10 protein-coding genes are annotated in these 11,870 nt (G+C 51.1%); 4 read left to right on the forward strand and 6 right to left on the reverse strand.

Translation table 11 applies throughout. From position 1 onward, the window contains the following. Nucleotides 1–7 precede the first annotated feature (7 nt). From lpxC to LC084_RS00860, 6 genes are all read right to left on the reverse strand, one after another. Nucleotides 8–964, reverse strand: a complete 957-nt coding sequence (lpxC, locus tag LC084_RS00835) for a UDP-3-O-acyl-N-acetylglucosamine deacetylase (protein ID WP_264193432.1) — start codon at nt 962–964, stop codon at nt 8–10. Between the two features lie 371 nt (nt 965–1,335). Beyond that, the gene (locus tag LC084_RS00840; protein WP_226568532.1) at nt 1,336–2,427 is read right to left on the reverse strand and encodes an ABC transporter permease; all 1,092 of its coding nucleotides are present in this window, start codon (nt 2,425–2,427) and stop codon (nt 1,336–1,338) included. 1 nt (nt 2,428) lies between these two features. Beyond that, a complete protein-coding gene (locus LC084_RS00845) occupies nt 2,429–3,955 on the reverse strand; it encodes a sugar ABC transporter ATP-binding protein (RefSeq protein ID WP_226568534.1) in 1,527 nt (508 codons plus the stop codon). Further along, nucleotides 3,952–4,563, reverse strand: coding sequence for a DUF2291 family protein (locus tag LC084_RS00850; protein WP_226568536.1), 612 nt, complete (start codon nt 4,561–4,563; stop codon nt 3,952–3,954). The genes LC084_RS00845 and LC084_RS00850 overlap by 4 nt, the downstream gene beginning before the upstream one ends. A gap of 15 nt (nt 4,564–4,578) precedes the next feature. Further along, nucleotides 4,579–5,520, reverse strand: a complete 942-nt coding sequence (locus LC084_RS00855) for a D-ribose ABC transporter substrate-binding protein (protein ID WP_226568537.1) — start codon at nt 5,518–5,520, stop codon at nt 4,579–4,581. A gap of 257 nt (nt 5,521–5,777) precedes the next feature. Continuing rightward, entirely contained in the window at nt 5,778–6,728 is a 951-nt protein-coding gene (locus tag LC084_RS00860; RefSeq protein ID WP_226568539.1) for a sugar-binding transcriptional regulator, read from the reverse strand. Between the two features lie 302 nt (nt 6,729–7,030). On the opposite strand from LC084_RS00860, the gene LC084_RS00865 reads away from it, so the two are divergent. Genes LC084_RS00865 through LC084_RS00880 form a run of 4 tightly spaced genes read left to right on the forward strand, consistent with a single transcriptional unit; the run spans nt 7,031 to nt 11,847 of the window. Beyond that, a complete protein-coding gene (locus LC084_RS00865) occupies nt 7,031–7,861 on the forward strand; it encodes a transketolase (RefSeq protein WP_226568541.1) in 831 nt (276 codons plus the stop codon). Continuing rightward, a complete protein-coding gene (locus LC084_RS00870; protein WP_226568542.1) occupies nt 7,854–8,801 on the forward strand; it encodes a transketolase family protein in 948 nt (315 codons plus the stop codon). Before LC084_RS00865 ends, LC084_RS00870 begins: the two co-directional genes overlap by 8 nt. 52 nt (nt 8,802–8,853) lie before the next feature. Then, nucleotides 8,854–10,272, forward strand: coding sequence for an L-fucose/L-arabinose isomerase family protein (locus LC084_RS00875; protein ID WP_226568544.1), 1,419 nt, complete (start codon nt 8,854–8,856; stop codon nt 10,270–10,272). 24 nt (nt 10,273–10,296) lie between these two features. Next, nucleotides 10,297–11,847 carry an FGGY family carbohydrate kinase gene (locus tag LC084_RS00880; RefSeq protein ID WP_404808344.1) on the forward strand — a complete coding sequence of 517 codons (1,551 nt, stop codon included), beginning with the start codon at nt 10,297–10,299 and terminating at the stop codon, nt 11,845–11,847. The last annotated feature ends 23 nt before the right edge of the window (nt 11,848–11,870 follow it).

Raw genomic sequence — 11,870 nt, forward strand, 5'->3', positions numbered from 1 at the left:
GTGAAAATCAATTGTGCGTACGGAATGCCAAAGAAGGGAAACTCGAGCGCGTAACTGCTGGCACGGTACTGTAATTTTCTTGCCCGTTAAGGCCCGGCTCTTCACTGGTAATCAGTGTCCAGGCGTTGGCGGTATCCAGCAGAGTACAAATCAGGGCATTATTCAGTGCATGGCCTGATTTATACGCGCTGAAATGGCCCAGCAGGTTATGCCCACCGGCATAAAGGTCGCCCACTGCATCCAACATTTTATGGCGTACCAGCTCGTTTGGGTAACGCAGGCCTTCCGGGTTTACCACATTGAATTCATCCAGGCCAATGGCATTATCCAGGCTTGCACCCAGGCTCAGGCCTTGTTTCTGTAAGTATTCAATATCTTTGATAAAGCCAAAAGTGCGGGCACGTGATAGCTCGGCGACATAACGTTCCGGAGTCAGTTGTAATGCAAACTGGCAAGTATCTGCAGCAATAGCCGGGTGGTTAAACTCAATAGTGAAATCCAGGCTAAAACCGGTGCCAGGCTCCAGCATTGCCCACTTGTCGCCATCCGTTACCCGTACCGGTTTAGTGATTTTCAGGAAGGATTTTGCTTCCTGTTGGTCCTGAATCCCGGCCTGGAGCAGCAGGTAGACAAACGGGTTGGAACTCCCATCCATAATTGGCACTTCGGCTGCATTAAGTTCGACATACAGGTTATCGATACCTAACCCGGCAATGGCCGACGAAAGGTGTTCGATAGTTGAAATGCGTACCCCGTTTTCATTGAACAAATTGGTTGCGAGAACGGCATCTTTAATACGATGCGCGCGTAACGGAATCTCTTCAACAGGGGAAAGGTCGACACGGCGAAACACAACACCTGTATTAACGGGTGCCGGAGAGAGTTTCATATGCACTTTCTTACCACTGTGCAGACCAATCCCAGTGGTTTCAATATGCTGGCTAATTGTTTTTTGTTTTAACATGGCAGTTTGGTAATGCACGAAAACGTCATTATACGCAATTAAGGATATCCCTGGGAACATCACTTTTTCAGTGGCGCACAATAACCACCAGGCCTGTACAGGGCTACCCGCCTAAGGAAGCAGAATAGGCCAGAATTATGAGGAAAATTTGCAGTGAGCGTGTAGATTATGCTGTTTTTTTGGGGCGAGGGCGGTGGCGTGATTTCATTGGATTCATACAGCCGGTTTTTACATGAACGACATCTGTTCAACTCACTGATATTAAAAATAACGACACCAGGTTAAAACAGGCTGGATGGCAGATGCGCCTGGGTTATGCGCCAGCCAACCTGTTTTCCCCGGTATCGGTATCAATGCGCACGCGGGTTGAATTACTGTGCTTTCATTACAGCTTGCTGGGCAACCACCGCAGCTTTTTGCTGCATACGGTTTTGCATCTGGTCAATGATGACCGCAATAATAATGACCAGGCCCTTAATTACCATTTGCCAGAACTCACTGACGCCCATCATCACCAGCCCATCAGCAAGAAAACCGATAACAAACGCCCCAACCAGTGTCCCTAAAATGGTACCTCGCCCGCCAGCCAGCGATGTCCCCCCAAGTACCACGGCTGCAATAGCATTCATTTCAAATGCGGTGCCGTTTGCCGGGTGGCTGGCCAATAATTGTGCGGAAACTACAATCCCGGCAATGGCGGCACAAAAGCCCGACAAAGTATAAACCCACACTTTTACCTGGCGGACTTTCACGCCAGATAGCTCAGCGGCGCGTTCATTATCGCCAATTGCATAGACATGGCGACCAAAGGGCAGGCGGCGGGCCACGTAAGCAATGGCAACGGCAAGAACAATCATTATCCAGATAGCCCACGGAATACCCAGTAATGTGCCCGAACCAATTTCATCAAACCCGGTGTTACCCAGCAACGGGTTGCCTTCAAGCCCTGGGAATGTTTGCCCGCCAGAAGTTAGCATGGCGGCACCGCGCAGGACATACATGGTGCCCAGCGTGCAAATAAAAGGTGCAACATTATAGCGGGTAATAATCCAGCCATTAATTGCACCAATAAATGCACCAATCAGCAAGACGACAGGGACAATAACCCAGACACTGGGGAAAATGGCGATACCAAACATAGGGAGCACGATGCCTTTGGTTATCATCCAGCCAGCTATCATGCCGCATAAACCCAGCGTGGCGCCTATGGAAAGGTCAATACCAGCCGTGATGATGACAAAAGTAATCCCCAGGGCCAAAAACGCATTGATAGCAATATGCTTAATCATGATGACCAGGCTGCCGGTTGCCAGAAAGCCGGGTACGGTTAACGTAAAAAAGCCGACAATTAAAAACAACGCAATAAACGTGCGCAGTTTCAGTGCCAGTAACAGCAACCCTTCGCGGGAACGGGATGGCGATGCCGCGGCCGTAGCTAATGTTTCGGAAGATGTTGTTTTCATTTCAGAACCCCTGAGCACTTGCGCTAACCAGGGCTGCTTCTTCAGCCTGATTGCGGGGAATGTTGGCAGTGAGCTTGCCACCGGACATAACAAGAATACGGTCAGAAACAGACATAATTTCTTTCAGATCAGAGGTTGAGAAGATGACCGCGATACCCTGTTCAGACAAATTGACCATCATGCGAAAGACATCGGCTTTGGCACCAATATCAATGCCGCGTGTGGGTTCATCCAGTAACAGCACTTTGGGGTTGGTCAACAACGCTCGGCCAATCACTACCTTTTGCTGATTTCCACCGCTCAGTGCCTGAATCTCTACTTCCGGGGAAGAGACTTTGATGGACAAATTGCCAATAGTGCTGGCAACCACTGCTGCTTCTTCTTTTGCGGCAATAGCAAAGTGCTTTTGCAGCCTGCGCCACAAGCTGGCAATCGTCAGGTTGGTGGCTACCGATGACACCGGGAAAATACCGGTCCGTTTTCGGTCTTCAGGAACCATACTCATCCCCATTCGAATACGTTCAGCCGTGCTGAGCCGCTGGGGAACGGGTTTACTGTCCAACCAGATTTTGCCGCTGTATGTGTGCTCGGCACCCAGCAGGCATTCGAACAACTCTGTTCGCCCAGCCCCCATCAGGCCATAAATTCCGACAATTTCACCGGCTTTAATCGCAAGGCTGACGTCATCCACGACTTTATGGCCCAGAGAATTGACGCTGGTAATATGCTCTGCTTCGAGCACCGGTGCGCCAAAGGTTCTTTCTTCCGGTAAAAAGCGTGAAACCGGTTCACTTCCCAGCATTTCGCGCACGATCCACGGTACGTCTATGTCGCAAACTTTCGCTTCTGCCTGAAATTTTCCATCGCGCAGAATTGTTATGACATCGCCAATCGCCATCAACTCTTCAAGGCGGTGAGATATATAGATGATAGAAACGCCCTGGCGAGTCAGTTCCCGGATAACCCGGAACAAAATGCTGACTTCTGTTTTGCTCAACGCTGAGGTGGGTTCATCAAGAATCAAAATATCGGCGTTTTCTGCCAGTGCTTTGGCAATTTCGACCAATTGCTGCTGGCCTACTTTTAGATTTCCAACCAGCTCGCGTGGCGAAATGGGTTGATCAAGGCGCGCAAGCAATTGTTGAGCAATCTCCTCCTGTTCTGCTTCCCGGATAGGGGTGAGCCCGGATTGGTGTTCGCGGCCAAGAAAGATATTCTCAGCTACTGTCAGGTTTTCAAACAGGTTCAACTCCTGGTGAACCATACCAATGCCTTTGGCAGCAGCATCCCTGGTATTTTCGAAGTGGACCTGCTTGTTGTTGAGAAAAATTTCCCCGGCACTGGGGGGCTGAACCCCGGCAAGGATCTTCATCAGCGTTGATTTTCCGGCACCATTTTCACCAATAATCACATTGACCTTACCGCGCCAGACATTGTAATTGACGTTATCCAGCGCAATGGTGCCAGGGAAAACCCGGGATATTCCCCGGGCGCGTAAAATGATGTCGTTCTGAAGTTCGTCGTTCATTGCGCGGCCTCTTCAGTTAAGGTGAGCGCGACTGCATCGGTGACTTTGCCGTGAGCTGTGGTCACTGCCAGCAATGCGCTAACCTGTTTTCCCATCCAGGCTGTATCAACCTTGGGTAAGTGGCTGGCGGCTTCACGGTTATAGGCTTTGGAAAGCTGAGCGAACTGCACCTGATTCGTGAAGTCTTCAAACTGGAACCCTGCCGCATCACGGATACTGTTACCGCGAATAACCGGACCAATTTGCACTGTGAGGGGGTGCGAATCGACCATGATAGTTATCTTCTTTTCCCGTTCATTCTGGGCATCCTCATCCGTCACCGGGCCAGTTATTCGCAGGAAAAAACTCTGCTGGTTACCCGGTGAGGCCGATAAGCTGGAGAGAAATGTTGATGTGTCCATGGCCTTATTCTGTGCCGCCTCAACAACACGGCTTTGCCATGTTTGCTGGGCAATCTGTTTCGGCGTCATGTTGTCATAACCCGGTGTACTGTCTGCAGCTTTTGGCAAAATGGGGTTCCCATTGGCATCCAGACTCACAACATCACAGGCAGTCAGCAACAGGATTGCGCAGGCAGTCAGCACATTTCCCCATCGTTTGAGTGACATAAAACCTCCACCCGGTTATTTGCTCAGGTTAAATAAACTGAGTTTTTTCGCATTTGAGGAATCAATCAGAACGCAATCCATCAATTGTTTTTCTGTTTTTTCCGCTTTGCCGTGAGTGAGGTAATAGTCGGCCTGTGAAACAGCCATTTGCGCTTGTTGCCAGCCGGGTTGCAGCACGGTCGCTTTGATGTTGCTGTTATTGAGGATGGAATCGCGGACATAGTCGCTGCCATCAAACCCAACCACGATGACATTCGTTTTCCCGGCCGCTTTCAGTGCTGCTTCGGCGCCCAGTGCCATGGTATCGTTGCCAGAAATCACGCCCACAATATTGGGGTTGGTTTGCAGAATGGATTCCATACGAGTGAAGGCTTCTGTCTGGCTCCAGTTAGCACTTTGCTGTGCCACCATCTTCATATCCGGGTAATCATCCAGTACGTCGTGGTACCCTTGGGAACGGACGTGGGCATTGGTATCCGATTCGCGGCCGAGCAATTCAACATATTCACCTTTGCCATTAAGCAGTTTCGCGAATTTCTCTGCACCTAACTGCGCACCCTGGTAGTTATTGGAAACGATTTGGGCAACGGCCACGCCAGTTTTATTCACTTCGCGGTCAATAAGAAATGCCGGTACACCCGCTGCTTTTGCTTTCTCAAGTGGCCCAATGGTGGCATCTGCCCCGGCGTTATCCAGAATGATAGCTTTTGCCTTACGGGCAATAGCGGTTTCAATTAACTGGTTTTGTTTATTAACGTCATCATCATGAGAGGCTACCAGAGTGGTATAACCCAGTGCTTTGGCTTTTTCCGCCGCACCATCTGCTTCTGCCTTGAAAAAGGGGTTGTCGTGAGAAGGGGTAATGATGGCGATAAGGCCTTTATCTGCAGCGTGAGCCAGGCCTGAAGCGCCAATCAGAGCCGCCATAATGAGGGTAGTACGTAGGGTCAGTTTCATCTTTATCTCCACATTGAATATATATTCAATAATGATTTATTATTCAAGGTAACCATAAGTCGCCGTTCAAAAACTGTCTACTGACTTACAGCGCGAATTTCTTAAAAAGAGAAAAGGATCACGATCCGGGCGTTACCGGCCGCTGGCATTAATGCCGTTATGGTAGGCAGGTTGTGGTTTTTTTATTAATTAAAACAGAATGATAGAGAGGTTATTGTAGCAGCCTGCCGCCATGGAAAAGGGCAGCAGGCCGGTTATCAAGCCTGGTATAGCGCTCTGGCGGTGGCAAAATCTGTTATCAGTACGTCAATGTACTGCCCGCGTAATGCACCACGAATGGCATGGCATTTTTCTGGCCCACCAGCCAGCGCAATCACATGTTTACAGGCATGTACCTGGTTCAGTTCCATGCCAATCACCGGGTCTTCCTCTGGGGTCAGCACCGGTTTCCCATCGGCATCGTAATAATGCAGGCAGATATCACCCACGGCCCCGCGCGCTGCCAGCAACTGAAGCATTTCCTCGTTGTAATAGTTCCCTGAATTTTTCAATAACTGCGAGGGTTCCAGTTCACCAATGCCAACAATGGCAATGTCCACTGCAGAAAACTTACTGACTGCCGCAGCGACATCGGGGCTGCTCATCAACCGCGCCCGTTCTTCCACGGAATGCTCAATACTTTGGGAAGGTAGCAACCAGGCGGGGCAGGAGAGATGTGCGGCAAGTTGCTGGGTAAGAATCGTTGCCTGAACATTACCATTTGGCCCCACGCCGCCCAGCAGTTGGATAACCCCCTGAGCCCGAACACTTTGTGGGTGCATTTCATCAACCATGCAACGAATGGTGCTGCTCCAGGAAGAAATGCCGACCATATCTTCCGGGCGGATGCGGGTTTCTACATAGTGCGCTGCAGCACTGCCAATGGCGTGTTTAATTTGAGCGGCGGTTGCCTCTTCACCCGCATCAACAATGATGGCCTGGCTCAGTGCGTATTTCTGCTCAAGGGATTTTTCCAGCGCAACAAAAATGTTGGTGGGCTGGACCACAGTAATTTTGACCAGGCCTTCTTTCTGGCAACGTGTCAGGGCGCGAGAGACAAAGGATTGTGACAAATGCAGCAAAGAGGCAATCTCAGATTGCTTTTTATTTTCGCTGTAATAAAGCGTCGCGATTTTTACCAGCAAACGCTGATCATCCTGCTTTGACATGGCATTCCCCTTGATTTACTTGATGGTATTTTTATTCATTGCTGCATAGATAACAAGTTGTTGTCCAAAATGGCTCAATGATCAAATGTGATCATTTTCTCTTTTTACTAACTTTCGCACCTTGCCGGATAGACAAACGCCAACAAGCGGCATACGCTGTTATTGAATATTAAGTCATATATGAATATATATTCAATGGCGTTTTTACTTAGGTTTTACGGATATGTTCAGGCAGTTGGTATTTTTTTATACCTGACTTGAATAAATATTCCAGTAAGACTAAAAATTCACGAGGTACAGATATGAACCCCTTTAAGCTCTCTGTAGATGCGCTAGAGAAAAAGGCCCGGGCGATTCGCCGCCGAATCATTGTGTTGAATGCAGAAAGCCCGGCAGGCGGCCATACAGGTGCAGACCTTTCCCTGGTGGAATTACTGACTGCGCTGTATTTCCGCATTCTTAACTGTTCCCCCTCACAGCAAGACAGCGAGACGCGGGATATTTATATCCAGTCGAAAGGGCATGCGGTTGGCGGCTATTACTGTGTTCTGGCGGAGGCCGGATTTATCCCGGTTGACTGGTTGGCAACTTACCAGCACGCCGATTCACATTTGCCTGGCCACCCGGTGCGCCATAAAACACCAGGCGTGGAACTGAATACTGGTGCGCTGGGCCACGGCTTACCCGTTGCAGTCGGCCTGGCGTTAGCTGCAAAACGGAGCCACAGCCCGCGCCGGGTATTTGTCGTTACCGGTGACGGCGAACTGGCGGAAGGCAGTAACTGGGAAGCGGCGCTGGTGGCAGCACATTATGGGTTGGATAACCTGATTATCATTAATGATAAAAATAACCTGCAACTCGCAGGCCCAACCAAAGAAATTATGAATACTGACCCGCTGGATGAGAAGTGGCGTGCCTTTGGCATGGCAGTGACCACCTGCCAGGGGAATGACATGGCCGATGTCGTCGCAACGCTTGAAGGATTAAAGCCAGAAGGCAAACCCCATGTCGTGATTGCCAATACCACGAAAGGCGCCGGGATTTCTTTTATTCAGGGCCGGGCTGAATGGCACCACCGCGTACCAAAAGGTGAAGAGATCCAACTGGCTCTTGAGGAGTTGAAAGATGAGTAATAGTGAACATTTAGCCACGGTGATGGTGAACGCCTTCATTGATGCCGTTGACCGGGGGGTTGACCTGGTACCGGTGGTGGCAGATTCAACCTCGACGGCAAAAATCGCGCCTTTTATTCAAAAATATCCAGGCCGCCTGGTGAATGTCGGCATCGCTGAACAAACACTGGTGGGGGCCGCTGCTGGGCTGGCGCTGGGCGGTAAAGTAGCCGCTACCTGCAATGCCGCACCATTTCTTATCTCGCGCGCTAACGAACAAATAAAAGTGGATGTTTGTTACAACAACACCAATGTCAAACTGTTCGGCCTGAATGCCGGAGCGAGTTACGGGCCATTAGCCAGCACACATCACAGTATTGATGATATCTCCGTTCTGCGGGGTTTCGGAAATATTGAGATTTATGCACCATCAAGCCCACGGGAATGCAGGCAGATTATCGATTATGCGCTGGCGCACGTGGGGCCGGTTTATATCCGCCTGGATGGTAAAGCATTGCCGGAATTACACGATGAAAGCTACCAGTTCGCGCCAGGACGCATTGATGTACTGCAAGAAGGCACTGATATCGCGCTAGTTGCTATGGGTTCCACAGTCTATGAAATCGTTGAAGCAGCCGCGCACCTGGCAGACCAGGGGATTCATGCAAGTGTTGTCAGTATTCCGTCCATACGCCCTTGCGATACACAACAATTACTCAAGGTACTGCGCCCCTGCAAGGCGGTTATCAGCGCCGAAGAACACAATATAAATGGTGGTGTAGGGAGCCTGGTGGCCGAAGTGCTGGCGGAAGGCGGTTGTGCAATACCGCTGTGTCGCCTCGGCATTAAAGATGGCCAGTACGCGATAGCGGCAGACCGCAAAGCTACGCGTGCCCACCACGAAATTGACGCGGCGGGTATTGTTCGCCATGCCACCGCCATGCTGGCACAACAGCGTTAAAACAATAACAAGTGGGTGTATGCCCCAAACAGAACTCTTACTGGAGAAAGCTATGTCCCGAATTGCACAACAAATTACGATGGGCGTTATCATTGGTAACCGGGGTTTTTTCCCCAGTTACCTGGTGGCTGAAGCCCGTGAACAGGCAGTAGCGTTGTTTGGACGCCTTGGCATAAACACGGTAATGCTGGACGAAACCCAGACTGAGTTAGGTGGTGTCGAAACCCGCCAGGATGCGAAAGTATGTGCTGAATTACTTAAAGTAAATAAAGACGCGATTCAGGGCATTGTTGTGTTACTACCCAACTTCGGCGATGAAAAAGCAATCGCGGAAGCCATTCGTTTATCGGGCCTGACAGTGCCGGTGCTGGTTCAGGCGCAAGAAGATAATCTGGATAAAATGGGCCTTGCCACCCGCCGTGACAGCTTCTGCGGGAAAATTTCACTCTGTAATAACCTGCGCCAGTACAACATTCCCTTTACGCTGACCACACAGCATGTTTGTGCCCTTGATGGCGACGTGTTCGCGGGTGATCTGCGCCAGTTTGAACAAGTCTGCCGGGTCGTTTCGGCAATGCGTAATGTGCGCGTCGGCGCGATTGGTGCCCGCCCGGCAGGCTTTAACACTGTGCGTTATAGTGAAAAACTCCTGGAACGCATGGGAATTGCGGTGGAAACCCTCGATTTGTCAGAAGTCTTTACCCGTATTGGGCAACTGCGTGATGACGATATTCGTGTGGATGAAAAACGCCGAATCCTGCTTGATAACGCCGATGCCAGCGCTATTCCGGCAGATAAAATACTCACTATGGCAAAACTGTTTGTGGTGATTAGCGAGTGGACCACAGCAAACGATATTGATACCACCGCCATTCAGTGCTGGACATCGCTCCAGGAAAATCTTGGCATCAACGTGTGCTCCATTATGAGTGTGATGTCCGGGCAATTGATGCCCTCCGCCTGCGAAGTGGATGTGATGGGGGCGTTATCCATGTATGCCCTTGCCAGTTGCAACCTAAGCCCAGCTTCAATAGCCGACTGGAATAACAACTTCGGCGATGACCGGGACAAATGCGTCCTGTTTCATTGCGGCAATTTTGCAGCGGCCAGCCTGGAATCGCCCAAAATGGGTACCGCCGATATTATTGGCACCACGGTTGGGAAGGAAAATACCTGTGGTGCTGTGCATGGCCGCCTGAAAGCGGGGCCAATGACTTATTTTCGCTTGAGCACGGATGACCTGACTGGGGAAGTAAAAGCCTATGTGGGGGAAGCGCAATCGGTGAATGACCCGCTGGATACCCCAGGGTGCCGTGCAGTTATTCAGGTTCCTCACCTTGAAATGTTGTTAGCCTGGATTTGCCGCCAGGGCTTTGAACACCATGTTGCGATGAACCACTCATCAAGCAGTGCCGTATTGGTAGAGGCGTTCACCCGTTATTTGGGCGTGAATACTTACCTGCATCAATAACCAGGTCGTTTGATTTGGAGACGCATCATGTCGGTGAAGAAGAGTGTCATCATTGCACTGGATGAAGGGACCACCAATACAAAAGCGATTGCGATTGATGCAGAGGGGAAAATTGTCGCCAGCGCTTCACGCACGCTGAGCATCGAAACGCCCCATGAAGGTTGGGTACAACAATCAGGCGCATTATTGATTGAGGCTTCTTTCGATGTTGTATCCCAGGTTTGCCAGGCAGTTGGCAGTGAACAGGTTGCCGCCCTGGCTATCAGCAACCAGCGAGAAACTGCACTTGGCTGGGAACGGGCAACCGGCAAAGCCATTGGCCCGGCGATTACCTGGCAGTGTTCACGCAGTGCCGGGTTTTGCCACAGCCTGCGGGATAACGGGCTGGAAGCGCGAATCAGGGAACTGACCGGGCTGCCCGTTGCCCCGCTGTTCTCTGGTTCTAAAATGCGTTGGTTGCTCCAGTCCGTACCGGATGGCGAACAACGTGCAGCCCGGGGAGAGATTTGTTTGGGCACGGTAGATAGCTGGCTGCTGTGGCATTTTACTGGCGGGCAGGCATTTTGTTGCGATGAGTCCAATGCTTCCCGTACCCAGCTTTTCAATGTGCATACCGCAGGCTGGGACCCGGAGTTACTGGGTATTTTTTCGATTCCACGTTGTGCTTTACCGGAAGTGAGGCCTTCCAGTGGGCTGTTTGGTTATACCCACTGTCCAGGGGTATTACCGGACGGCGTCCCCATTCTGGCTATGGCGGGGGATTCCCATGCTGCACTGTTTGCCCATACCCTGGGTGAGGCCGGTTGCGTGAAAGCCACCTATGGTACGGGTTCATCCGTGATGGCACCCGTTAACCAACCCGGCGCGGATGTACCCAGCCTGGCAACGACCATTGCCTGGCATGATGGCAGCCAGCGGGTTTATGCCCTGGAGGGGAATATTCCCCATACCGGGGATGCGGTGACATGGATGGTGGAAAGCACCGGGTTAAGCGAGCTACCCGCAGCCGAGGTGCGCGACGCATTAAACCACTTGCCTTCAACGGTGGATTCAACGCTCGGTGTTTATTTTGTACCGGCGCTGACAGGCCTGGGTGCACCATGGTGGAATGACCGTGCCCGTGGGTTGATTCAGGGCTTATCCCGTGGTGTTAAGCGGGCGCATCTGATTCGTGCGGCTCTGGAATCCATTACTTACCAGGTGGCAGATGTGATTGACGCCATGCAGCAGTGCCATGGATTTCAATTGCATACGTTAATGGTGGATGGCGGGCCGACGAAAAATGACTGGTTAATGCAATACCAGGCGGATTTACTCGGATGCCCGGTTATGCGCAGCAATATTGCGGAGTTATCGGCAATGGGTGTGTCACTGATGGCAAGGAAAGCCCTGCTTAACCTGGCAACCCAGGAACTGCGGGCATTTTTGCCGGAGCACATTGCCTTCCAGCCAGACATGGCGCGCCATGAGCGCCTGCAGGTGCGCTGGCAGGAATGGCACCAGGCAGTTGAAAGAACCTTGTGGGCGTGCCGTTCGCCACAGAACAACCTGCCGTCTGCATCCTGCCCACGGTAGTTGTTTTATGTTCCCACCAGGTT

It is taken from the genome of Mangrovibacter yixingensis (assembly GCF_020523985.1).
Classification (GTDB): Bacteria; Pseudomonadota; Gammaproteobacteria; order Enterobacterales; family Enterobacteriaceae; genus Mangrovibacter; species Mangrovibacter yixingensis.

Bases quoted from the DNA above. Each gene is read 5' to 3' on its own strand.
- LC084_RS00845 (WP_226568534.1), bottom strand. From the start codon at position 3,955: ATGAACGACGAACTTCAGAACGACATCATTTTACGCGCCCGGGGAATA.
- LC084_RS00860 (WP_226568539.1), bottom strand. From the start codon at position 6,728: ATGTCAAAGCAGGATGATCAGCGTTTGCTGGTAAAAATCGCGACGCTT.
- LC084_RS00870 (WP_226568542.1), top strand. From the start codon at position 7,854: ATGAGTAATAGTGAACATTTAGCCACGGTGATGGTGAACGCCTTCATT.
- lpxC (WP_264193432.1), bottom strand. From the start codon at position 964: ATGTTAAAACAAAAAACAATTAGCCAGCATATTGAAACCACTGGGATT.
- LC084_RS00850 (WP_226568536.1), bottom strand. From the start codon at position 4,563: ATGTCACTCAAACGATGGGGAAATGTGCTGACTGCCTGCGCAATCCTG.
- LC084_RS00865 (WP_226568541.1), top strand. From the start codon at position 7,031: ATGAACCCCTTTAAGCTCTCTGTAGATGCGCTAGAGAAAAAGGCCCGG.
- LC084_RS00875 (WP_226568544.1), top strand. From the start codon at position 8,854: ATGTCCCGAATTGCACAACAAATTACGATGGGCGTTATCATTGGTAAC.
- LC084_RS00840 (WP_226568532.1), bottom strand. From the start codon at position 2,427: ATGAAAACAACATCTTCCGAAACATTAGCTACGGCCGCGGCATCGCCA.
- LC084_RS00855 (WP_226568537.1), bottom strand. From the start codon at position 5,520: ATGAAACTGACCCTACGTACTACCCTCATTATGGCGGCTCTGATTGGC.